We start from the raw sequence: 24262 nt of genomic DNA, 5'->3' as shown, positions 1-24262 counted from the left end.
GTGCGGCCCCAACGCGGGGCGGGGGAGTGGCCGGACACCGGCGGTCCTTTCCGTGCCATGACGCACCCGGCGCCAATCGCCCGGTCCGGCATGTGCCATCGGCGTGAACTCTACCGACATCGCGCACCCGCACCGAATGTGACCGTGAACACTATGTACACAACTTTCTTTGCGACCACAAGAATTGCCCGGCCTTGGCGGCGGCCTAGTGTGGTGCACATCATTCACTCGCATTTGAGATGGGAATCACCATGGGACGAACCAATATCTTGAAGCTGGCAGCGGTTGCCGCCGGCATCATGCTCGCCGCCACCGGCTGCGGGGTCACCGGCAATGATGCCGGCGCCTCCGGCAGCGCGGCCGAATCCGGCCCGGTGACGGGCCTGCGGATCATGGTCCCCAACAGCCCCGGCGGCGGCTACGACACCACGGCCCGCGTCGGCGCCAAGGTCATGGAGGAAGCGGAGATCGCCAAGTCGGTCGAGGTCTTCAACCTCGCCGGCGCCGGCGGCACCGTGGGCCTTTCGCGCATCGTCAACGAAAAGGGCAACAACGACCTCGGCATGCTCATGGGCCTGGGCGTGGTGGGCGCGAGTTACACCAACGACACCGACGCCCGGCTGACCGACACCACCCCGATCGCCCGGCTGATCCAGGAGCCGGGGGCCATCATGGTCTCGAAGGACTCCCCGTACAAGACCATCGAGGACCTTGTCGCGGCCTGGAAGAAGGACCCGTCCAAGCTGGCCGTGGGCGGCGGCTCCTCACCGGGCGGCCCCGACCACCTGTTGCCGATGCAGCTGGCCCAGGCCGTGGGCATCGACGCCAAAAAGGTCAACTACGTCTCCTACGACGGCGGCGGCGACCTGCTGCCGGCGATCCTGGGCAACAAGCTGGGCTTCGCGGCCTCCGGTGCAGGGGAATTCCTCAAGCAGATCCAGTCCGGCGACGTCCGCGTGCTGGCAACCTCCGGCGCCGAGCGCCTCGAGGGCGTCGACGCCCCGACCCTGAAGGAATCGGACATCGACCTGGAGTTCAGCAACTGGCGCGGCCTGGTGGCCCCTCCGGGCATCAGCGACGAGGCCAAGGCCCGCTGGATCGCCACGCTGGAGAAGATGCACGCCTCCGAGGAATGGAAGGCGGCACTGAAGACCAACGGCTGGACCGACGCCTTCATCACCGGCGATGAGTTCTCGACCTTCCTCACCGATCAGGACAAGCGGGTTTCCGACGTACTGGCCGCACTGGGATTGGCATGAAACCAGTAGCCGTTTGGCTCAAGGACCGCTCCGAGCTGGGCTTTGCGGCCCTGCTCGGGGCGGTCGGGGCCATGGTGGTGATCGATGCCATTGGCTTGAATGTGCCCTTCCAGCAGTCCGACGGGCTGGGTCCCAAGACAGTTCCCTACATCGTGGGGACCCTGCTTTTGGCCTGCGCCGTCCTGCTCGCCGTGAACATCCTGCGCGGGGGAGCGGCGGAGCCGGAGGACGGCGAGGACATCGAGCTCGGAACGCCCATCGACTGGAAGGTCGTCGTTCCCCTGATGCTGGTCTTCATCCTCAATATCGTCTTCATCGACCTGGTGGGCTGGCCCATCTCCGGAACCATCCTCTTCTGGGGCAGCGTCCTGGCCCTGGGCGGGCGCAACTACATCCGTGATGGACTGATTTCCGTGGCCCTGGCCGTGGGCACCTTCTACGGTTTCTATTTGGGGCTGGGCATCCACCTGCCGGCCGGCCTGCTCGAGGGAGTGCTCTAAGTGGATACATTCAACCTGCTGATGCAGGGGTTCGCCACCGCAGTGACCCCCATCAACCTGCTCTTCGCGGTGATCGGCGTGCTTCTGGGCACCGCCATCGGCGTGCTGCCGGGCATCGGCCCGGCCATGGCCATCGCGCTGTTGCTGCCGGTAACCTACGGGCTGGAACCCACCAGCGCCATGATCATGTTCGCCGGCATCTACTACGGCGGCATGTTCGGCGGCTCGACCACCTCCATCCTGCTGAACACCCCCGGCGAGTCGGCCACGGTCATCACCGCCATCGAGGGCCACAAGATGGCCAAGGCGGGGCGCGCCGCCCAGGCGCTGGCCACCGCGGCCATCGGATCGTTCGTCGCCGGCACCATCGGCACCGCGCTGCTGGCCACCATCGCCCCCTGGGTGGTGAAGTTTGCCGTGTCCCTGGGCAACCCGAGCTATTTGGCCATCATGCTGCTGGCGCTGGTCGCCGTGACCGCCGTGCTTGGTACCTCCAAACTGCGCGGCTTTGCCGCCCTCGGCCTGGGCCTGGCCATCGGCCTGGTCGGACTGGACCCGGTCAGCGGCCAGGGCCGGCTGGTCTTCGGGCAGCCGCTGCTCGCCGACGGGCTGGACATCGTGGTGGTGGCCGTGGCGATCTTCGCCATCGGCGAGGCACTGTGGATCGCCGCGCACCTGCGCAAGACCCGGAGCCAGACGATTCCCGTGGGGCGCCCCTGGATGGGCAAGTCCGACTGGAAGCGCTCCTGGAAGCCCTGGCTGCGCGGCACCGCGTACGGCTTCCCCTTCGGCGCCCTGCCCGCCGGCGGCGCGGAGATCCCGACGTTCCTGTCCTACATCACCGAGAAGAAGCTCTCGAAGCACCCGGAGGAATTCGGCCACGGCGCCATCGAGGGCGTCGCGGGTCCCGAGGCGGCCAACAACGCCTCGGCCGCCGGCACGCTGACCCCGATGCTGGCCCTGGGCCTGCCGACCAACGCGACCGCCGCGGTCATGCTCCTGGCACTCATGCAGCTGGGGGTCCAGCCCGGCCCGCTGCTCTTCGAGGAGGAACCGAAGCTGGTGTGGGCATTGATCGCCAGCCTGTTCATCGGCAACGCGCTGCTGCTGCTGGTCAACCTGCCCATGGCGCCATTGTGGGCCAAGCTGCTGCAGCTGCCGCGCCAGTACCTCTACGCCGGCATCCTGTTCTTTGCCACGCTGGGCGCCTACGCGGTGAACCTGCAGGCCTTTGACCTGGTCATCCTGCTGGTGCTGGGCGCGCTGGGCTTCGCGATGCGCCGCTTCGGCATCCCGGTGCTGCCGCTGATCATCGGCGTGATCCTTGGCCCCCGGGCCGAGGAGGAACTGCGCAAGTCCCTGCAGCTCAGTGGCGGGGACCCGGCCGGCCTGTTCAGCGAGCCGATCGCCGTGGTCGTCTACGTGATCATCGCCCTGGTGCTGCTCTGGCCGCTGCTGGCCAAGGCGCTGCGCCGCCTGTTCCCGAAGGCCGCGGCCGAGGTCGGGGAACTGGTGGAGCCGGTGGTGGTGGTGCCCGAGGCCGGGACCACAAACGGCGAGAGCGAAGAGCCCGCCGAGGTGCAGGTCCTGGACATCCACGGCCCGCGCCACAGCGGCAAGACGCGCCGCTAGCCGCGGCACGTGCCATCCGGCGTGGCCCTCGTTTCCCCCTCCGTTCCAGGGGAAACGAGGGCCACTCCCGGTTAAGGGCGACAGCGCTTACCGCGACGTTGCGCCCGCCGCCCATTGGGTAGGCACAGGAAGAGCGGACATAATGGGTCAGGTGAACATTGCGCAGTTTTCCGCCCCCCGCCCGGCCACGGCTTTCACGCCTCCGCTTCCCGGCACGATCCGCCGCATCACGCTGATCGGCTCCACCGGATCCATCGGCACCCAGGGCCTGGAGGTCATCGCCGCGGCTCCCGACAGATTTGCCGTGGCTGCGCTTTCGGGAGGCCACAACCTGCCCCTGCTGGCAGCCCAGGCCGTGGCCACCCGCGCCCAGGCGGTGGGCTGTGCCCACCCGGATATCGACGCGCTGGCCGCCGCCCTTGCGGCCGCCAAGGACGCAGCCGGGGTCCAGGACTACGACCCGCAACTCTTCGCCGGGCCCGAGGCAGCAACGCAGATCGCCTCCTTCCCGGACGCCGACGTGGTGCTCAACGGCATCACCGGCTCCATCGGCCTGGCCCCCACGCTCGCCGCGCTGAATGCGGGCCACCTGCTGGCCCTGGCCAACAAGGAATCGCTGATCGTCGGCGGTGCGCTGGTCAAGAACGCAGCGGCCCCCGGACAGCTGGTCCCGGTGGACTCAGAGCATTCCGCCCTGGCCCAGGCGCTGCGCGCCGGCTCCCCGGATGAAGTGCACAGGCTCATCGTCACCGCTTCCGGCGGACCCTTCCGCGGCTGGGGTCGTGAGCAGCTGCGCGACGTCACCCCCGAACAGGCATTGGCCCACCCGACCTGGGACATGGGCAAGGTGGTGACCACCAACTCGGCCACCATGGTCAACAAGGCCTTGGAGGTCATCGAGGCGCACCTGCTCTTCGACGTGCCGCTGGAGAGCATCGAGGCGGTGGTGCACCCTCAATCCATCGTGCACTCCATGGTGGAGTTCATCGACGGCTCGACCATCGCCCAGGCCTCACCGCCGGACATGGCCCTGCCCATCGCCCTGGGCATCGGCTGGCCGGCCCGCGTGCCCGGCGCCACCGCGCCCTGCGACTGGTCCGCCGCGTCCTCCTGGACCTTCGAGCCGCTGGATGCCACTGCCTTCCCGGCCATCGAGCTGGCCAAGGCCGCGGCCGCCGCCTCGCCCACGCACATGGCCGTGTACAACGCGGTGAACGAGGAAGCCGTCGAGGCGTTCCACGCCGGGGCCATCCGCTTCACCGACATCGTCGAAACGGTCGACGCCATCCTGCAGGGCTACGACCCCGAGCCCGGCACCCTGGACCTGGACTCCGTGCTTGCCGCAGAGTCCTGGGCACGAACAGAAGCCGCCAAGCGTTTGGAATCACTGTGAGCACCCTCCTTTTCATCCTCGGCGTCCTGGTCATGGTCGTCGCCATCGCCTTCTCCATCGGCCTGCACGAGGTCGGGCACCTGATCCCGGCCAAGCGCTTTGGCGTGCGCGTGCCCCAGTACATGATCGGCTTCGGCAAGACGCTGTGGTCCTTCAAGCGCGGGGAGACCGAATACGGCTTCAAGGCCATCCCGCTGGGTGGCTACATCGCCATGATCGGGATGTACCCGCCGGCCAAGAACAAGGGGGTCGTGGGCGCCACCGACGCCCCGATCCTGCGCAAGTCCTCCACCGGCATGTTCCAGCAGATGGCCGACGAGGCCAGGCACGCCGCCGCAGAGCAGCTGCAGCCGGGCGACGACAACCGGCTGTTCTACAAGTTGCCGGTCTACAAGCGCATCATCATCATGCTTGGCGGCCCGGTGATGAACCTGCTCATCGGCGTGGTCATGATCGGCATCGTCACCGTCGGGTTCGGCATGCCCTCCCAGACCAGCACCGTCGACGAGGTCTACCAGTGCGTGGTGCCCCTGGGCGAGGAATCCTCCCGCGACTCCTCGGTCAACAACGGCTGCCTGCCCTCCGACGCCCCGGGCCCCGCCTACGCCGCGGGCCTGCGCCCGGGCGACGTGGTCACCTCCTTCGACGGAGCCCCGGTGGGCACCACCGACTGGGTGGCACTGACCCAGGCCATTCGCGGCCACGCCGGCGAGTCCGTTCCGCTGACCTACGAGCGCGAGGGCGTGGAACACTCCACCACCATCACCCCCTACAAGACCGAACGTCCGGTGATCAACGACCAGGGGCAGCTCGTCACCGACGCCGCAGGGAACCCGCAGACCATTGAGGTCGGGTTCATCGGCATGGGCTCGGACGTGCGAAACATCCAGCAGCCGGTCTCGGCCGTCCTTCCTGCGGTGGGACAGCAGTTGTCGGGTGTCGCGGCGGTGGTGCTCGATCTGCCCGCCCGCGTTGCCGCGGTGGGCAAGGCGGCGTTCTCCGACACCCCGCGCGATCCCAACGGACCGATCTCCGTGGTGGGCGTGGGCCGCATCGCCGGCGAAATCAGCGCCATGGAGCAGATCGGGGTGGCCGACAAGGCAGCCAGCCTGATCTCGCTAATCGGCGGGCTGAACATCGCCCTGTTCGTCTTCAACCTGATCCCGCTGCTGCCGCTGGACGGCGGGCACATCGTTGGCGCGCTCTTCGAATCGGTGCGCCGATTCTTCTCCAAGGTCTTCCGCCGCCCCGATCCCGGGCCGGTGGACATCGCCAAGATGCTGCCGCTGACCTACGTGGTCGCGGTGGGCATGCTGGTGATGGGTGCGGTGCTGATCTACGCAGACATCGTCAAGCCGGTCAGCATCTTCGGCTGACCTTCGGGCCTGCAAGGGCAGGGGGGTGTTCGCGGCGAACCCAAGCTGCGGACCCCATTGCCTGGACGGGCTCGTTGGCGTCACCGGTCCGCGAGATTTCGGCGGGTCCTGCCGTGGTTGTGACCGGGGACCGGCAGAACGTGCCTGCTGTACCGGTACAAGACGTGAATCGGTCGGTGTAGCTTCACCAAAAGTGAAGGTGCACCGACCGATTTGTTTACCCTGAGGTTTTTACCACCCGAGGTGCCTCAGAGGTCTGGACATTGCAACGCGGTGGGATGAGCCATGTCCAGACCCTTGGGACCTCAACGAACACTCAACTCCGCGGCAAACCAGCCCGCGGGACTTAGCGGGATTGGCTCACCGTTTGCCGGAACGATGCCCCGTACGACGTTGACGACAGTCGATCTGTTTTGTCCTTGCGGAGCCTGGAGCGTAACGTCCCCGACTTCGGTTCGGAATCGTAGAGCCCGCGCTTGGTAAGCTCCGGAACCACAAATTCAGCGAAATCGTTGAGCGATCCCGGGCTCACCAAGGGATTGATCATGTATCCATCGAGACCAGAGGTTGCCGCATGCTCTTGAATCTGGCGTGCAACCTCCGCTGGCGTCCCAATGAATAGCAAATCTGTGCCGCGGGTGACGTTTTCGAACTTCCGGCGAACGTCTCCAGCTGTCAGAGGTTTATCCGTCGGGGCACCCTTAACGACGTAGGACGTCAGGCCGTTGGAATCCGTGGTGAGTGGTTCGTTATCGGCATATTTGCTCAGGTCGATGCCCGTGTCCCCGGCATAACTAACCAGCTGTGCCTCCAGATGGTAATTGCTTTGCAGATCGTCGTACTTCTTTTGTGCCTCGATAGCGGTGGGCGCAGTGATGATTCTGGCCAAGGCCATCGATCGAATCTCGCCCTCGGGTCGTCCTCTTCCGGCGGCACGCCGATTAATGTCTGCCAAACCGGTGGCGATTTCGTTCGGGTCTTTCTTGGGTAGCAGCACCATTTCGGCGTGTTTAGCGGCAAACTCTCGACCACGTGGTGACCAGCCGGCTTGGTAGAGGGCGGGTGTTCGCTGTGATGACGGGGAAGTTAGCGATGGCCCATCAACACGGAAATGTGAGCCCACATGATTGATGGGCTGAACAGAGCCCGGACGGGCATAAACCCGTTCCGTCTTATTTGCCACAACAGCGTCCGCCGCCCAGCTGCCTTCAAGAAGCTTGTAGATGACGTCCATGAATTCGTCGGCCCGCTCATACCTATCGGCGTGCTTTAGCATCTCGTCCATGCCGAAGTTGCGCGCGGCGCTAGAGAGATACGAGGTCACAATGTTCCAGCCGATACGGCCATTGCTGATGTGGTCCAAGGTGCCAAATCGCCGGGCGAGAGCGAACGGGTGTTCGTACGTCGTCGATGCGGTAATCACGAACGAAAGACGTTCGGTCAGCGCGGCCAAAGCGGGTACATAAACGAAGGGGTCATTCGCCGGAGCCTCCACTGCCCAGCTGAGCGCGGCATCGGCGGAACCGCCGTAGATGTCATAGAGGCCCAACACGTCGGCAAAGAAGAGCGCGTCGAGGTTTGCCTGTTCGGCGGTGATGGCGACGTTTTTCCATCGATCCAGGGAATTGAGCTGAAGACGGTCGTCCAACGGGTGAGTCCAAAGGCTTGGTGCGCCGCCGCAACCAACGCTGGCCTGCTCGTAGAGGGAAAAGAGAAGTGGGGATGGGGAGGAATCGCTCATCGAGTCGTGGCGCTTTCGTTCGAGCTGGCCGCGGAACGGCGACCATGGCGGAGGTAAAAGAAGAGGTAGCAAGCGGCCACAAACGGGACGCCGAAGTAGAGGGCAGCTACCTGATTTGGGTCAAAGGCAAGCCCGATGACCGAGATCAGGCACAGGGTGAAGGCAAGAATCGGCACGACTGGGTAGAGCGGTGACTTGTACACCAAGGCGGAGACGTCTCCGCCTGCGCGGACGAAGTTTCGGCGGTGGAAGAAGTGCGAAGCCGAAATAGACATCCACACACCCACCACAGCGAAACCTGCAATAGATACCAAGACCAGATATACAGATTCGGCCGCCATGACGCTGGAAAGAAGCGAAGCCAGTCCACCGAGCATGCTGATACCCAGCGCTACCATCGGAACACCACGCCGGGTGAGCTTTCGGAACGCTTTCGGCGCGTGACCTTCATCGGCTAACGAAAACAACATGCGAGCGCAGGAATAGAGCCCACTGTTGCCCGCGGACAACAACGCGGTGATGATGACGAAGTTCATGATGTCCGCCGCGTAGGGAACCCCCAGGCTGCCAAACACTGTTACGAACGGACTTTCATCCAGCCCCACCTTGTCATAGGGCACGGTGGCGGCGATAACGGTGATGGCACCAACGAAGAAGATCAACAACCTGAATACCGTGGCCCGCAACGCCTTGGGAATGGAGCGCGCCGGATCCTTCGTTTCGCCAGCGGCAACACCAATCAGTTCCGACCCTGAGAACGCATAAAACACTGCAAGGGTGGTGACCAGGACGCCGGAGAACCCTTGGGGGAACAGGCCTTCATTCGTAACGAAGTTGTTCAGCAACAGCGGCGTTCCACCGTCGGTTGCCAGGGGCCGGAACCCCAGAAGAGCGGCGCCACCGAAGATGATCAAAGCGATAATTGTTCCCACTTTGACCAAGGACAACCAGAATTCTGCTTCTCCAAAGAGGCGTGCGGAGAAAGCGTTAAGCCCGAATACCAGAACGGCGAACACCAAGCACCACACCCAAACCGCCACGTCCGGGAACCAACGTTGCATCAGCAGACCGCTGGCCGTGAACTCCGAGCCCAGCGCAACGGCCCAACACAGCCAGTAAAGCCACGCGGTCGTGAACCCGGTTGCCGGTCCAATGGACCTGGCTGCGTAAATGTGGAAGGCTCCGGCCACGGGGTAGGCAATTGCCAGCTCACCGAGGCACGACATCACCAAATAGACCACAAACGCGCCGACGAGGTACGCCAAAACGGCCCCCAGTGGACCGGCCTGGGCGATGGTGTAGCCCGAACTGAGAAATAGCCCCGAGCCAATGACTCCACCCATCGCGATCATGATGAGATGGCGGGGCCCCATGCTTCGGTGCAATCCGGGGGGTGGATCCAAAGCTTGAGCATTGGATTCTTGCGAACCCAAATCATAACCGGAAACCTCTCTTTGTCTAGAGGTAATGGTCGTTGAATCTGGCTGCATAGCTGGTGCTCCGAGCAAGTGGGTAATAATTGCGCATTTCACGCTAGGTGGGGCGGACAATCCACTCAGGATGCATGTCGTCATGTTTCTTTGCATGAACCATATGTTTCCTACCCAACACCTTTCGTGACCCGCCCGAAAAGTCATCTTTGGTTTGTTTAACAACACCGCGTCCAGATCGTGGGATAGTGCCTCTCTGCGTGATACCAAGACGAATTCAGAACGGCACAGTCCCCGCATTCAATCCGAGCGACATGCAGCAGAAATCTGACCATTGCGGCACGGAACAGTCTTATGATCATGGTTCCCGGTCACCACGATGGCCCGTCCAAATGCCGCCGGTTTGGCCGGGGGAATCCACCGCCAACTCGTCAGCGACCTGAACGTGCTGCGCAACAGCCCGTGCTCCTCAGCCAGGTTTCCTCAAGCGTGGCCTTGACCAGGTTCGTTGAACGGGCCGCGGACCAACCCGACACACTTGCCCACTGGTTCGCCACCCTCAACGCGTTTCCCTCGCTTCGTTGACCTCGCGACCCCGTGAGGACCCTGCAGCTCCATGGGCCAACCCATGGGCACCATTGGTCGTTCGCTGGAGATCTCCGCATGTCCAAGGCCAGTCCGGCCGCTGTTTTTGGAATCGCCACAGTGACGCCGTAGTTACGGCTCACCAGCGCCAGTGTGTCGCCTTAAGCATCAGAATTGCCCAACTCACCGGTTAGGCTGATGCGCATGAGTGTTTTCGCAGTTGAATATGTGTACGCCGCCGGTTCCGATGCCATCCGTGATGAGCACCGCCCCGGGCACCGCGAGTTCCTGTCCGGATTGGCCGGCGAAATCTCGCTGGTCGCCTCCGGACCCTACGTCGACGGATCCGGCGCCCTGTTGCTGTTGTCGGCGCCGAGCCAGGCGGCACTGGCCGAGACGCTGAAGAACGACCCGTTCGCGGTCAGCGGCTCCATTGCCGCCCTGCGGATCACCGAATGGAGCCCGGTCACGGGTGAGCTCAGTCACCACGCCTAGGTAGCAAACCCGCGTGATCACGGCACTTAGACGTCGCCGACGCGCATCCGGCTTCGCCCTGCGAGATTACGGCCCCGCGGGCCGGGTTGCGGGGGGATAATGGAAAAGCTTCCATTCTCTACACCTCGGAGGAAATCTTGACCTCGATCCCGGTCAGTCTCGGCATGCCATCGACGCCACCCCCGGTCCTCACCCCGCGGCGCAAGACCCGACAGATCAAGGTCGGTTCCGTCGGTGTGGGTTCCGACAGCCCCATCAGCATCCAGTCGATGACCACGACGCCGACCACCGACATCAACGCGACGCTGCAGCAGATTGCCGAACTCACGGCCACCGGCTGCGACATCGTGCGTGTTGCGTGCCCGTCGGCCGACGACGCGCTGGCGCTGCCGATCATCGCCAAGAAGTCGCAGATCCCCGTGATCGCCGACATCCACTTCCAGCCGAAGTACGTCTTTGCCGCCATCGACGCCGGTTGCGCCGCCGTCCGCGTGAACCCGGGCAACATCCGCAAGTTCGACGACCAGGTCAAGCAGATTGCCGAGGCCGCCAAGGCCGCCGGCACCTCCATCCGCATCGGAGTCAACGCCGGTTCGCTGGACCCGCGCCTGATGGAGAAGTACGGCAAGGCGACCCCCGAGGCGCTGGTCGAATCCGCCGTCTGGGAAGCCTCGCTCTTCGAGGAACATGACTTCCACGACTTCAAGATCTCGGTCAAGCACAACGACCCCGTCGTCATGGTCCGTGCCTACGAGCTGTTGGCCGAACGCGGCGACTGGCCGTTGCACCTGGGCGTCACCGAGGCAGGGCCGGCCTTCCAGGGCACCATCAAGTCAGCCACCGCCTTCGGCGCGCTGCTCTCCAAGGGCATCGGCGACACCATCCGCGTCTCGCTATCGGCCCCGCCGGTCGAGGAGGTCAAGGTCGGTGCGCAGATCCTGCAATCCCTGAATCTGCGCCCGCGCAAGCTGGAAATCGTCTCCTGCCCGTCCTGTGGACGCGCCCAGGTCGACGTCTACACGCTGGCCGACCAGGTCACCGCCGGGCTGGAGGGACTTGAGGTCCCGCTGCGCGTGGCAGTCATGGGCTGTGTCGTCAACGGCCCGGGCGAGGCGCGCGAAGCCGACCTCGGTGTTGCCTCGGGCAACGGCAAGGGGCAGATCTTTGTGAAGGGCGAAGTCATCAAGACGGTGCCCGAAGACCAAATTGTTGAGACACTGATTGAAGAGGCGATGCGCATCGCCGAGGAAATGGGGAACGTGGATGGAGAAAATCCTGTCCAAGGTGGCCCCGTGGTTACCGTCAGCTAGACGCAACCCGGGCGCCGGAGAGTCGCTCTCCGCAAGTATCCGTGTCCTCGACGACGCCGATACCGCGGCTCTCCGCGCCCTCGTTTCCACCGATCCGGTCGCCAACATCTTCATGGATGCGCAGCTTGCGGTCACCGGATCCGCCAGGCCGGGCCTGGGCGGATCGCTCATCGTGGGCCGGTTCGACGGGGCGCTGCTGGTCTCGGCCTGCTGGATCGGTGCAAATATCGTTCCGATCAATGTCACCGCCGAGGACGCCGAGGAATTCGGGCACGTGGTGAAATCGCTGAACCGGAGTTTTGCTTCCTGCTTCGGGCCGGCCGATGCCGTCATGGGGATGTGGAAAGTCCTCGCCGAGGGTCCGCAGCAGGCCTTCAGTGTGCGGCCCAACCAGCCCTTCATGACGCTCTCCAAGGCCCCCGCCATCGAGCCGGAGCCCTCCCTGCGGGCCAGCCACGCGGGGGAGTACGACCTGGTGCTGCCGGCCTGCGCACTGATGTTCGAGGAAGAGCTGGGTTACTCCCCGCTGGTCAACGGGGGATCGTTCTACCGTTCGAGGGTCCGCTCGCTGATCCATTCGGGACATTCGCTGATCGCCCTGGACACTGAAGGCGCGATCCGGTTCAAGGCCGAACTGGGAACCGTCACCACCCGGGCCACACAGATCCAGGGGGTCTGGATGAACCCCGAACACCGCGGCGGCGGGAAGGCGGCGGGCTACATGGCCGCGGTTTCCGACTACGCCCTGCGCCTTGCCCCCACCACCAGCCTCTATGTCAACGACTACAACGCACCGGCCCTTGCGACCTATCGCAAAGTCGGTTTCGAAGAAGTCGGCGAGTTCGCCACCATCCTCTTCTGACCTTCCGGCGGGTGCCGGAACCATCCACCACGGCCACAGCGTGCCCCTCGAGGACCGCCGACCTGAAAGCTGGACGTGACGTCCCATATGCCAAGGACCAACGAAACCATTCGCAGGACCTCCACCGCACTGGCGGCAGCAGGCCTGCTGCTGGCCCTTGCCGGTTGCACCGATGCCCCGGTGCCGGGCCCGAGCGCATCATTGCCGACCGCCGTCGAGGTGCCCGTCACCGAGTCAGGCTCCACCAGCCCGACCACCGGCCCGTCGAGCAGGGCCGAACTGGGTTACCTGGATGCCGCTGCACTGAACAGCGCTGTGCAGCAATGGGCGGCAGCGACCCCTGGAACCGTCGTCAATGACCAGGAAGCGCTGCGCAAGCAACTGCCGGAGGCTCAAAAGTGGCTGGAGGGCGTCACCGTGGTTCCTGCCGAGTGCGGACTCTATGGGGTGGGCAACCTGACCGACCAGCTGGACCAGGCGGCCATGGCGGCAGCCGTCCTGCCGCAGAACGCCGGCGGTGACCTGACAATTGCCTCCTACCGTGACCGTGCCGGCCTGGTGGCCAACGTGGCAGCGCAGCAGCACCTGGACCAGTCCTGCAGCACCTACACGGTCACCGCGGGCGGCCAAACGATCACCTCCAAGCTGACCCCGCTCGAGGTCACGAGTTCCGCTCCCTTCACCACGGCCACCATGTTGGAAAGCATGAACGGGAATGCGAAGAGCAAACAGGTGTCGGTCCGCCTCATTGACGGGAACCTCATGTTGACGGCAACCCGTGCCGTGAAGAGTACCCCCGAAGCAGCCACCGCCCAGGCGCTGAAGGATGCCGAAGGCCTGCTGGGGATCCTGCGCGCGGCACCGCCCGCGGTGACTCCCGCGTCCTAGGCACACCTCTTGCGCCGGAAGGCTGTACTCCTGGCCAACGCCGCAGCGGCCTGCCTGTGCCCCGCAGGAGGGCCCGGCGTCCAAGTGCCGCTGTGTCTTCGATGCCAAGGGGCACCGGGTCGGCAAAGTAGGATGGGACAAGTGCCGTGCGGCGCCATGCTTCTTCCACGGACCCCCGTGGGCGGACGCCGTGGCCCGGCTCCGCGACCCGGGGCAAACGCCACGGGCACCAAAGATTTGCACCCCACCACTATGTTGTGGCCTGGAAAAAGGCCGCGGAAATGGAAAGTTAGCGTGGTCCTAAAGCTCTCCACCCTGTTCCTGCGCACGCTGCGCGAAGATCCGGTCGATGCCGAGGTCGCCAGCCACAAGCTGCTGGTTCGCGCCGGGTACATCCGCCGCGCAGCACCCGGGATCTACACCTGGCTGCCGCTGGGCCTGCGCGTCCTGGCCAAGGTGGAAGCCATCATCCGCGAGGAGATGAACGCCATTGGCGCCCAGGAAGTCCACTTCCCGGCGCTGCTGCCGCGCGAACCCTATGAGACGACGGGCCGCTGGACCGAGTACGGCGACGGACTCTTCCGCCTCAAGGACCGCAAGGGTGCCGACTACCTGCTGGCCCCGACCCACGAGGAAATGTTCACCCTCCTGGTCAAGGACCTGTACAACTCCTACAAGGACCTGCCGGCCTACCTGTACCAGATCCAGAACAAGTACCGCGACGAGGCACGTCCCCGCGCGGGCCTGCTGCGCGGCCGCGAATTCATCATGAAGGACTCCTACTCCTTCAACATCGACGACGAGGGCCTGGAAGAGGCCTACCAGGCCCACCGCGCGGCGTACCTGAAGATCTTCGGCCGCCTGGGCCTGGAGATCCTTCCGGTCTTCGCCACGGCCGGCGCCATGGGCGGATCGAAGTCCGAGGAATTCCTGCACCCGACCCCTGTCGGCGAGGACACCTTCGTCCGCTCTCCCGGAGGCTACTACGCCAACGTCGAGGCGGTGACCACCGTGGTGCCCGAGGACATCGACTTCACCGATGCCCCGGCCTTCGAGGTCCTGGACACCCCGAACACCCCGACCATCGATACCCTGGTGGCCTGCGCCAACGAGATCGCCCCGCGCGCCAACGGCGCCTGGAGCGCCATTGACACCCTGAAGAACGTCGTGCTGGCCGCCACGCTGCCCACCGGCGAACGCCAGCTGGTGGCCATCGGCCTGCCCGGGGACCGCAACGTGGACCTCAAGCGCGTCGAGGCAAACATCTCCGCGCACCTGGAAACCGGCGGCGAGGTCGGCCTCGAGGCCGCGACCGAGGATGACCTGAAGAAGCACCCGACGCTCATCAAGGGCTACATCGGCCCGGCGCTGGGCACTGATGCGGCGGTCCTGGGCCTGGAAGGCGCTTCCAAGATCCTGTACCTGGTTGACCCGCGCGTGGTTGCCGGCACCAGCTGGGTCACCGGCGCCAACGAGGCCGGCAAGCATGTCTTCGGCCTGGTCGCCGGACGCGACTTCACCTGGGACGGCACCATCGAGTGCGTCGAGGTGCTCGCCGGGGACCCGGCCCCGGACGGATCCGGCCCGCTGGAAACCGCCCGCGGCATCGAAATGGGACACATCTTCCAGCTCGGCCGCAAGTACGCTGAGGCCCTGGACCTGAAGGTGCTGGACCAGAACGGCAAGCTCAAGATCGTCACCATGGGCTCCTACGGCGTGGGCGTCACCCGTGCAGTCGCCGCCCTGGCCGAGTCCAACCACGATGAGAACGGCCTGGTCTGGCCCCGCAACGTGGCCCCGGCCGACGTGCACCTGGTGGTCACCGGCAAGCAGGCAGAACTCTTCGAGGCGGCACAGAAGATCGCCGACGAGCTGCACGCAGCCGGCGTCGAGGTCATCTACGATGACCGTCCCAAGGTCTCGGCAGGCGTGAAGTTCTCCGACGCGGAGCTCATCGGCGTGCCCACGATCGTGGTCATCGGCCGCGGCCTGGCCGACGGGCTCGTTGAGGTCAAGGACCGCGCCACCGGGGAACGCACCGACGTCTCCGTCGACGAGGTTGTCGCGCAGCTGATCGCCCTCGCCAAGGGCTAGGGATGATCGAGGCGGCGACCCTGCTTGATGGTTCCGGGCTGCAGGGAATGGAGCCCGGAACCATCGCCTTGATCGTGCTCGCAGGATTCGCCGCGGGCTGGGTCGACGCGGTGGTCGGCGGCGGGGGACTGCTCCAGCTCCCCGCCCTGCTGCTGGTGCCGGGAATCTCCCCGGTGCAGGCACTTGCCACCAACAAGCTGGGTTCCGTTTTCGGCACCACCACCAGTGCGGTGACCTACTACCGCCGTGCCCATCCGGATCTGAGGACCGCGATCCCGATGGCCACGGTGGCGCTGGCGGGATCCTTCGGCGGGGCGATCCTGGCCACGCTGCTGCCCGAAGAAGTCATCAAACCCGTCATCATTGCCGCACTCATCGCGGTGGGCCTGTTCACGCTCTTCAAGCCCACGGCAGGCGAACTAACGGAACTGCGCCACACCGGCTCCCGCCACTATGCGGTGGCGGGAGTGATCGGGCTGGTCATCGGCGGCTACGACGGGCTGATCGGCCCGGGCACCGGATCGTTCCTCATCATCGCGATGGTCGCCTTCATGGGATACAACTTCCTGGCCGCCAGCGCCAAGGCCAAGATCGTGAACATGGCGACCAACCTGGGCGCACTGGCGTTCTTCCTGCCTTCCGGGCACCTGTTGTGGGGGATCGGCCTGCTGCTGGGGGCGGCGAACATGGTCGGTGGCTACCTCGGCGCGCGCATGGCTGTGTCCAAGGGCAGCAAGTTCATCCGCATTGTCTTCCTTGCCGTGGTGGGCGCGCTGATCCTCAAGCTGGGCTATGACGTGCTGTTCCCGGCCGCTTAGCAGGGTCCCCCGTTTTGCCCCGGGCAGCCACGTCTTTCCGGGGCTCAGACGAGGAATCGGCGAGCTCCACATGTCCGCCATGCTCCGGGCCGCCGCGGTGGGTCAGTCCCTCCCTTCAGGTTGTCCTCGGGTCAGAGCGCTTAAGGACAGTTTTGCTGACCCCGTGCTCCGCCCATTTCCGTGAATAGCCCTCGAAAATCAGCTGATCAATCAGCCCTGGAGGGGACCTCTCGGTAATGTCCTGGATTTCCAACGGGTGCGGCGCCCGTGGAGGCAGAGCCTGCCCCTGGCGATGGCCCTCCAATCGCGCCTGGTCATCGACTCGGCCCTTGCCTGACGGGTTTTCCGATTCCGCCCCAAACCGATTCGTCTGCTGCGATGTTCCCTTTTCTTGCGGAGATTTTCTTTCCGGGACTTGCCGTTGCCTTGCATCTCCCCGTACGCGGTGTAAGACTGGCCCAATGATGCGACTCCATATGGAGAAGTCGCGGTCGGTTCCGGGGGGACTACCGGCCAGTGATACCGTATTCGCTTGAATTGAATGTATCGTCTCATTCGGCTGGGGGGCCGAATCACGGCCATGACTTGTCATTTGCAAGAATCTTGGGGCCGGGAAAGAAGCTAGAAATTCTAGTGACAGGAAATTCCCATGCAATCGGACACTTGGCCTGCTTGGAGGCTTCGTGAAAGCCTGATCATCCAAAAATACAGTAATTCCTCTGTAGCAGACCACAGAGGAATTCAGCGGGTTGCGCGAAGGATCGTCGATACGCAACGCGCAGGATTTTCGGTGGTGGTGGTGCTACCCGAGATGGAAAGTGCCACGAACGAATTAGCGACCCACCCAGCTGGACTCGCCCCGTTGGGTGAACCAGGTGAGGTGGACCTTGCGGTGGGTCGGCGTGAGCAGATCTTCGTGCCTTCGCTGGAAATTGCCATTTCCAAGCTAGGTGCAGCCCCCCATGTGTTTACGGGCGGAGAAGCAGGGCTGATCACGGATGGCATCCACGGCAAAGCACACATAGTTGGCGTGGATCCACTGGCCGTGGTGGCTTCCCTTGCGCGCAGGGAGATCCCCATCGTGGCCGGCTTCCAGGGAACAAACCGTGAGGCCAATATGGTCACGACCATGGGGCGAGATGGATCGGACCTGATGGCGGTTGCTCTCGCCGCCTCCTTGAATGCATTGGTTTGTGAAATCTATTCCGACTTTGACGGCCTGTACACGGCAGATCCACGCGTCGTTCCGGCAGCTCGCAAGGTCCAAACGATTACAAGCGTGCAAATGATGGAACTGGCCGCTGCAGGAGCCAAAGTTCTGCCGCGGCGTTGCATTGAATATGCGCGCCGCCTTGGAGTAACGATCCATGTGCGTTCACCGTTTAATCCGGATGAAGGGACGGTGGTCGTTTCCGGGCTCGAGGACGAGCCCGGCGCCGGGCATTCGGCGACCTTGGAAGAACCGATGATCATGGGCGTCATCCAAGACCGGACCCAGATGCAAGTCACCGTGGCCGGTGTCCCCACGGGGCCAGGCCCGGCGCAGCTATTCGGTGTCACGGCGGCTTTAGGTGTTTGCCCGGACATGATCACTCATAGAAATGGCGTGGTGGCCAGGTCTACGGATAGAAATGGCGTGGTGGCCAGGTCTACGGACATTTCATTCATCCTGCCCGCTGCCCAAATCCCCACTGTGGTGGCTGCTGTCTCGAAGGCTCAGGAGACCATTGGCTTCCAGTGGTTGAAATGCGAAGAAGTGGGCAAACTTTCGCTGTCGGGTTTCGGCATGCGTCTGGAGCCCGATGTGCTCTGCCGGTTCTTGGGTGTGTTTTCTGATGCCGGCATCAAGATTCGGCTATTTTCCGACTCTTCGGTTTCCATATCCGCCGTAACGGACCTAGAGATGCTGGAGCTTGGGGCCCGCGCAATGCGCGAGGCGTTCCACCTATCCGATGACTTGGGGAAAGGGTATGCGGAAAAACATATGAACCAATCCGTTAATCACAAAGGCTAGGAATCTTGATTACGATCAAGCAATAGCCAATTAATTCCAGCTTGGGCAGACAGTTTATGTGAAGTAACGATGGAATCAGGGGACTTGGGACTTGGGGCACTTTGATCGGCCGCGGGTACATCTGTGCAATTTGCGAGCCAAACCGGAGACATCGGCCCGCGGGGGCAACCGTGCTGATGCCGGCGATTGCTTGGGAAAGCGCCGGATTTTGGCCAATGCACGCGGGAATTTTCGGTTCCGAATCTTCTTTAAACAATTGTCTTGATTCCAAATTGTCCGTCTTTATTTCTTTGATGAATGGAGATTGCAATGACAAATAAAACAGTACTCGCGGACTGGACGGGTCCGCTCGTGTCGGGCCCGATACCGGGACCACAGTCCGCCGCCTTCTTGGCGCGTCAAGACGCCCGGGAATCCAACGCCCGGACTTACCCACGCCACTTGCCGATTGCGATCGCCGATGCCGCAGGTAGTTTCGTTCAGGACGTCGATGGAAATGTGTTCATAGACTTCCTCGACGGGGCAGGGGTGCTCCCATTCGGGCACAACCATCCGGATCTGGTCCGCGTTGCCGCCGACCAAATGCTGGTTGAAACCCACGGCCTGGATTTCCCGACGCCGATCAAGGACGCCTTCATCGATGCCCAGCTCTCGATGCTTCCCGTGGATATGCAGGACCGGATGAAGATCCACTTCTGCGGACCCACTGGTGCCAATGCCGTCGAGGCTGCGATAAAGCTGTGCAAGACGGCCACCGGTCGCGGAGAGATCATCAGCTTCCAGGGAGGATTCCATGGGAGCACTGCCGCAGCAATGGCCCTCACCGGACTGGTGGCACCAAAAAGTCACGTGCAAAATGGCATGCCAGGGGTCCACTTCTTTCCCTATTCATACTGTTCGCAATGCCCTCTCGGCATGAGCCCCGCCACCTGTTCCACGAACTGCGCGACGTTCCTGGAGCATTCGCTGAAGGACGATCTCAGTGGAATTCCGCTGCCGGCCGCCGTAATTCTCGAGCTCGTTCAAGGCGAGGGCGGATCAATTCCCGCCACAATCGAGTTCGCCCAGCGAGTGCGTGCAGTGACCCGAGAACTGGGGATCCCGCTGATCGTCGATGAAGTGCAAACGGGCTGCGGACGTACCGGTACCTGGTTCTCGTTTGAGCAGTACGGAATCGAACCCGATGTCATCGTTGCCTCGAAGGCACTCAGCGGCATGGGTCTGCCCATCGCGCTGATCATGTACGACAAGGCGATGGATGTCTGGGAGCCCGGCGCACACATCGGTACCTTCCGTGGCAACCAACTCGCCTTCGCCACCGGTGTCGAAGCAGTGAAAATATTCCAACGCGACGACATCCTGGGCAACGTCCGCCGCCGCAGCGAACAATGTTTTGGCCTGCTGGCGCCGCTGCAGCGGCATCCGTGGGTTAGGGAAATCCGCGGGAAGGGACTGCTCGTGGGCGTCGAGCTCATGGATCCACGAACCGAAATGCCGGCAGGAGATTTAGCCGCCGAGGTGCAGTCCGAGGCCTTGAACCGGGGGCTGATCCTGGAACTTGGCGGCCGCGACAGCAGCGTCGTGCGCCTGCTGCCTCCGCTCAACGTCACCGCGGAAGTCATGGAGACCGCTTGTCACATCCTGGTCGATTGCATCGATCGGCTGGCATCGATGCTCGATGTGCCCGCACCGTAATCACCCGGCTCGATTGGTTGGAACACACATGACCAAGGAGGTCGCTTTGAGCAAGCAAGTTGATACGCGGGAAAACCTGGCCTATACGGGAAGACACAGGGCACTCAGCCTCATGCACGGACCTGTATTGCACTCCGTGGAGGTAGACCAGACAGCCGGATGGGTCCCGGGGGAACGCCTGGATCACCTCTTTGAAAGGCAGTGCGACCTGTTGCGCAAGACCGGGAAAGGGTTGCATCTGGCTGTGGACACGGGTGCGGTCAGGCTCACCTACGATCAGTTGGACGCCAAGGCCAACCAACTGGCCCGGTACTTGATCGCCCACGGGTGCAATCCCGGGGACAGGATCGCGTTGCTTTTCGACGAACCGGTGCGTTCGCTGGTGGGGATGCTCGCGGTGTTGAAGATCCACGCTGCGTATGTGCCCCTGGATGCCGGTTATCCCGCCGACCGGATCGCTTACATCATCGCCGATGCCGATGTCGCCCAGGTCTTGACGCTGTCGCATTTGAGGGATCGGCTCGTGGATGTCATGGCTTCGGTCCGCTGCCTGGATGAGGAGGACCCAAGGATCGAGTCGATGGATTCCACGCGACTTGCAGCGGAGGAAAAGGGATCCCCAAGCGACCAGCTGGCCTACATCATTTACACGTCCGGAACGACCGGCCGGCCCAAGGGCGTGGCCATTGAGCATGCCAGCATCTGCAATTTCGTGAGGGTGGCTGCGCTCTCCTATGGGTACAAGCAGCAGGACAGGGTTTATCAGGGCATGACCATAGCCTTTGACTTCTCCGTTGAAGAGATTTGGGTACCGTGGATGTCCGGGGCAACCCTGGTTCCCAAACCCAGCGGCACCGCGCTGCTTGGACTGGAGCTGGCAGAGTTTCTGGTTGCCCACAAGGTCACGGCCATTTGTTGTGTTCCAACGTTGTTGGCGACACTCGATGAGGATATTCCATCCCTCCGCTTTCTTCTGGTTTCCGGGGAAGCGTGTCCACGTGACTTGATGGTGCGGTGGCATCGGCCGGGCCGTCGCTTCTTGAATGTGTACGGCCCCACCGAGGCCACCGTCACGGCAACCTACGCGATTGCCGATCCCACACGTCCTGTCACCTTGGGAGTGCCTTTGCCAAGCTATGCCGTGGTCATCCTCGATCCCGACGAGCCCAAGGCCCTGCCGGCCGGCACCCAGGGCGAGATCGGCTTGGCAGGAATTGGGTTGGCCAAGGGCTACGTCAAGCGTGACGACCTCACAGGGAAGGCCTTCATCCCGGACTTTCTGGGGATAGACAACAACCCTTCGGGCAGGATCTACCGCACCGGCGACCTGGGGCGGATCAATGATATGGGTGAGATCGAATATTTTGGCCGTATCGACACCCAAGTGAAAATCCGCGGTTACCGGATCGAACTCACGGAGATCGAATCGGTGCTGTTGCAGGTGCCCGGAGTTGCCCAAGCGGTCGTTGACACCTACGAACGGGAACCCGGTTTTACCGAGCTGGTCGCGTACTACAGCCTGCGGAAAGACACCCCTGAAATCGATGCCTTGGATCTCAGGGAACGGCTGCAATCCCAGCTTCCCAGCTATATGGTGCCGGCCTACTTTGAGTGCCTGAAAGCCATCCCGATGCTACCCAGCGACAAGGCCGATCGAAAAAACCTGCCCCCGCCTTCAACCCCCAGCCCCAATGCCGGCGGCCAGGAATATGTGGCTCCGGCAAATGAGACCGAGGAACAGCTGTCGCTGGCCTTGGCACAGGTGCTCCACGTTGAGAAGGTATCGACGCGGGCGAATTTTTTTACGGATCTCGGGGCGAATTCCCTTTTACTTGCACACTTCTGTTCCCTGACCAGAAAGAACACCGACCTGCCCCCGCTGGCCATGAGGGATGCCTACCAAAACCCGACCATTGAAAAGCTGGCCGCGGTGCTCGAGATCAGCAGCGCCGCCACGCCGCCGGCCGAGTATCCCGAGACAATGAAAATCAACCTGGCCAGCACCCGCCAGTTCGTGACGACAGGCGTTCTGCAGGCCCTGATCTTCCTTGCGTATACCTACGGGTTAACGGTCCTGGCGGTCGCCGGATATCACTGGGCAGCTGCGGCAACGGACGCCATAAAGGTTTGGGAACGATCCCTCATTTTCACCGTCGTGCTGTTTGTCGCGTTGTCAGTGATACCCATTGCACTGAAATGGGTAATTGTCGGGCGGTGGAAGGAGATGGAAATTCCCGTCTGGTCGTTGGCGTATGTCCGCTTCTGGTTTGTGCGGGTACTCATCAGCAGCAATCCGCTTCGAATGTTTGCCGGGACGCCGTTGTTCAATGTCTATTTGCGGGCGCTGGGGGCCAAGATCGGGCACGACGTTGCGATCTTCTCCACCACAGTGCCAATGTGCAGCGATTTGCTCACCATTGGTGACGGCACCGTGATCCGAAAGGACTCCGTGTTCAAGGGCTATCGCGCCCAACGGGGAATCATTCAGGTGGGGCCAGTGACACTGGGCAAAAACGTCTGGGTGGGTGAGCAAACGGTCATAGACATCTTTACGGAGATGGGAGACAATTCCCAGCTAGGTCATTCATCGTCGCTGCATCGTGGGCAGACGGTGCCACCCAATGAAACGTGGCATGGCTCGCCCGGGCGGCGCTGCGATTCCAATTACAAGTCTGTCGACCCGGCGCGTGTCACCATGAGAAGGAAGATCACCTATAGTTTCTGGGTCGTGTGCGTCAGCATTGCCGGGTTCGGGTCCCTCGTTACCTTCCTGATCGCGTTGTTCTTGCCGGACTACCTCTCATCAGGTTTGCTTTGGAACGAGACCGGTGGGTTCTATGCCGATTTGATGATCATTTCCTTCGGCCTGACATTCGGCGGTATTGTTACCGGCCTGGTGGCAGTGGGCGTCGTACCGCGGCTGCTATATCTTTTCCTGACACCAGGCAAGGTCTATCCCCTTTACGGATTCCACTATGCCCTTCATCGGACGGTCACGCGGCTCACGAATATCCCGTTCTTCGCGAACCTCACAGGCGACAGCTCGCTGATTCTCTATTACCTGAGCTATCTCGGGTATCACCAGCCGAACCCGGTGCAAACGGGGTCCAACTTCGGACCTGCAGTCAAACACGACACACCCTATGCGGTTACCGTCGGCTCCGGAACGATGGTGTCGGATGGGCTGTCGATGATTACCGCAGAGGTATCAAACACCTCATTCCGCATCGCACCCAGCACCATCGGTGCCAAGAACTTTTTGGGCAACGCCATCACCTATCCACCTGCGGGGAAGACCGGCGAGAACTGTTTGTTCGGGACCATGACCATGGTCCCGATCGATGGTCCCATGCGTGAAGGAGTCGGACTCTTGGGGTCCCCGCCTTTCGAGATCCCCCGGTCGGTTCAGCGGGACAGCGCCTTCGATGAGATGAAAACGGCAGAGCAACTCAAACTGCGGCTTCCTGCCAAGAACCGCCACAACGGCCTCACCATTGCGCTGTTCCTTTTGCTCCGTTGGTTCGAGGTCTTCGTTTCCCTGTGGTTCGCATCAGTTGTCCTGACCCATTTTGAAGAAGTCGGCGCACTGGCCGTCATGATGGGCACACTGGCCCTGGGTGTGGCGTTGGAAGGACTCACCATTGCGATCGAACGCATCACCCAGATTCGCCACAAGCTTGTCCCGACCTTCTGCTCCATCTACGAGGTCTACTTTTGGGAGCACGAGCGTTTTTGGAAGTTCATCGGCGGTGCAGCACTTGGCTTGTTCAGCGGCACGCCCTTCAAATCGATCATTTTGCGACTGTTGGGTGTGCGCGTGGGCAAGAGGCTTTTCGATGACGGATGCGCAATCCCGGAGAAAACTATTGTCACCATAGGGGATGATGTGACCCTGAATTCGGGGAGCATCTTCCAATGCCACTCCATGGAAGACGGGGCCTTCAAGCTCGAGCCCATCTCGATCGGCTCCAGGACCACGATAGGAGTTGGCGCGTTTGTGCACTACGGCGTGACCATGCGGGACGGGTCGGAGCTCAAGGCCGATTCGTTCCTGATGAAGGGTTCGGACGTACCCGAGGACGGACTATTCGGCGGCAACCCGGCACAGGAATTGTCGACCCGTGGCCTGCGGAACGTGGTCGCCGGCTGAACGCTGCCGGGGGGGCGTTC

Annotated in this window: 16 protein-coding genes; 14 read left to right on the top strand and 2 right to left on the bottom strand. The window is 62.9% G+C overall.

The features are described 5' to 3' along the window. Positions 1-251 precede the first annotated feature (251 nt). From ACIPUB_RS00980 to ACIPUB_RS00960, 5 genes are all read left to right on the top strand, one after another. Positions 252-1259, top strand: coding sequence for a Bug family tripartite tricarboxylate transporter substrate binding protein (locus ACIPUB_RS00980; RefSeq protein WP_407605716.1), 1008 nt, complete (start codon positions 252-254; stop codon positions 1257-1259). After that, positions 1256-1759, top strand: coding sequence for a tripartite tricarboxylate transporter TctB family protein (locus ACIPUB_RS00975; protein ID WP_407605715.1), 504 nt, complete (start codon positions 1256-1258; stop codon positions 1757-1759). Before ACIPUB_RS00980 ends, ACIPUB_RS00975 begins: the two co-directional genes overlap by 4 nt. A 21-nt stretch (positions 1760-1780) precedes the next feature. Continuing rightward, on the top strand, positions 1781-3391 hold the full coding sequence (locus tag ACIPUB_RS00970) for a tripartite tricarboxylate transporter permease (RefSeq protein WP_407605740.1): 1611 nt from the start codon (positions 1781-1783) through the stop codon (positions 3389-3391). Between the two features lie 142 nt (positions 3392-3533). Continuing rightward, a complete protein-coding gene (dxr, locus tag ACIPUB_RS00965; protein WP_407605714.1) occupies positions 3534-4784 on the top strand; it encodes a 1-deoxy-D-xylulose-5-phosphate reductoisomerase in 1251 nt (416 codons plus the stop codon). Next, complete coding sequence (locus tag ACIPUB_RS00960) at positions 4781-6160, top strand: M50 family metallopeptidase (protein ID WP_407605713.1); 1380 nt, start codon at positions 4781-4783, stop codon at positions 6158-6160. The genes dxr and ACIPUB_RS00960 overlap by 4 nt, the downstream gene beginning before the upstream one ends. Before the next feature lie 346 nt (positions 6161-6506). Here ACIPUB_RS00960 and ACIPUB_RS00955 read toward each other — a convergent pair whose 3' ends face one another. Together ACIPUB_RS00955 and ACIPUB_RS00950 are read right to left on the bottom strand one after the other, a co-directional pair. Further along, positions 6507-7901 carry an NtaA/DmoA family FMN-dependent monooxygenase gene (locus tag ACIPUB_RS00955; RefSeq protein ID WP_407605712.1) on the bottom strand — a complete coding sequence of 465 codons (1395 nt, stop codon included), beginning with the start codon at positions 7899-7901 and terminating at the stop codon, positions 6507-6509. Then, a complete protein-coding gene (locus ACIPUB_RS00950) occupies positions 7898-9334 on the bottom strand; it encodes an amino acid permease (RefSeq protein ID WP_407605739.1) in 1437 nt (478 codons plus the stop codon). Before ACIPUB_RS00950 ends, ACIPUB_RS00955 begins: the two co-directional genes overlap by 4 nt. 786 nt (positions 9335-10120) lie before the next feature. On the opposite strand from ACIPUB_RS00950, the gene ACIPUB_RS00945 reads away from it, so the two are divergent. The 9 genes from ACIPUB_RS00945 (at position 10121) to ACIPUB_RS00905 (ending at position 24242) form a co-directional block, all read left to right on the top strand. Beyond that, positions 10121-10411 carry a YciI family protein gene (locus ACIPUB_RS00945; protein ID WP_310288738.1) on the top strand — a complete coding sequence of 97 codons (291 nt, stop codon included), beginning with the start codon at positions 10121-10123 and terminating at the stop codon, positions 10409-10411. A gap of 164 nt (positions 10412-10575) precedes the next feature. Continuing rightward, complete coding sequence (ispG, locus tag ACIPUB_RS00940; protein ID WP_377700276.1) at positions 10576-11721, top strand: flavodoxin-dependent (E)-4-hydroxy-3-methylbut-2-enyl-diphosphate synthase; 1146 nt, start codon at positions 10576-10578, stop codon at positions 11719-11721. Then, positions 11675-12583 carry a GNAT family N-acetyltransferase gene (locus ACIPUB_RS00935; protein WP_407605711.1) on the top strand — a complete coding sequence of 303 codons (909 nt, stop codon included), beginning with the start codon at positions 11675-11677 and terminating at the stop codon, positions 12581-12583. The genes ispG and ACIPUB_RS00935 overlap by 47 nt, the downstream gene beginning before the upstream one ends. Before the next feature lie 87 nt (positions 12584-12670). Then, a complete protein-coding gene (locus tag ACIPUB_RS00930) occupies positions 12671-13471 on the top strand; it encodes a hypothetical protein (RefSeq protein WP_407605710.1) in 801 nt (266 codons plus the stop codon). A gap of 294 nt (positions 13472-13765) precedes the next feature. Next, on the top strand, positions 13766-15565 hold the full coding sequence (locus tag ACIPUB_RS00925; RefSeq protein WP_407605709.1) for a proline--tRNA ligase: 1800 nt from the start codon (positions 13766-13768) through the stop codon (positions 15563-15565). A 2-nt stretch (positions 15566-15567) separates the two neighbouring features. Then, entirely contained in the window at positions 15568-16383 is an 816-nt protein-coding gene (locus ACIPUB_RS00920; RefSeq protein ID WP_407605708.1) for a sulfite exporter TauE/SafE family protein, read from the top strand. Between the two features lie 649 nt (positions 16384-17032). Further along, complete coding sequence (locus tag ACIPUB_RS00915) at positions 17033-18397, top strand: aspartate kinase (RefSeq protein WP_407605707.1); 1365 nt, start codon at positions 17033-17035, stop codon at positions 18395-18397. A gap of 297 nt (positions 18398-18694) precedes the next feature. Then, on the top strand, positions 18695-20092 hold the full coding sequence (locus ACIPUB_RS00910) for a diaminobutyrate--2-oxoglutarate transaminase family protein (RefSeq protein ID WP_407605706.1): 1398 nt from the start codon (positions 18695-18697) through the stop codon (positions 20090-20092). A 28-nt stretch (positions 20093-20120) separates the two neighbouring features. Then, entirely contained in the window at positions 20121-24242 is a 4122-nt protein-coding gene (locus ACIPUB_RS00905) for a Pls/PosA family non-ribosomal peptide synthetase (RefSeq protein ID WP_407605705.1), read from the top strand. Positions 24243-24262 lie beyond the last annotated feature (20 nt).

The organism is Paeniglutamicibacter sp. ORCA_105 (assembly GCF_045798545.1).
Taxonomy (GTDB): Bacteria; Actinomycetota; Actinomycetes; order Actinomycetales; family Micrococcaceae; genus Paeniglutamicibacter; species Paeniglutamicibacter sulfureus.
Note: the sequence above shows the minus strand (reverse complement) of the source record. Positions and strands in the feature narration are given on the sequence as shown.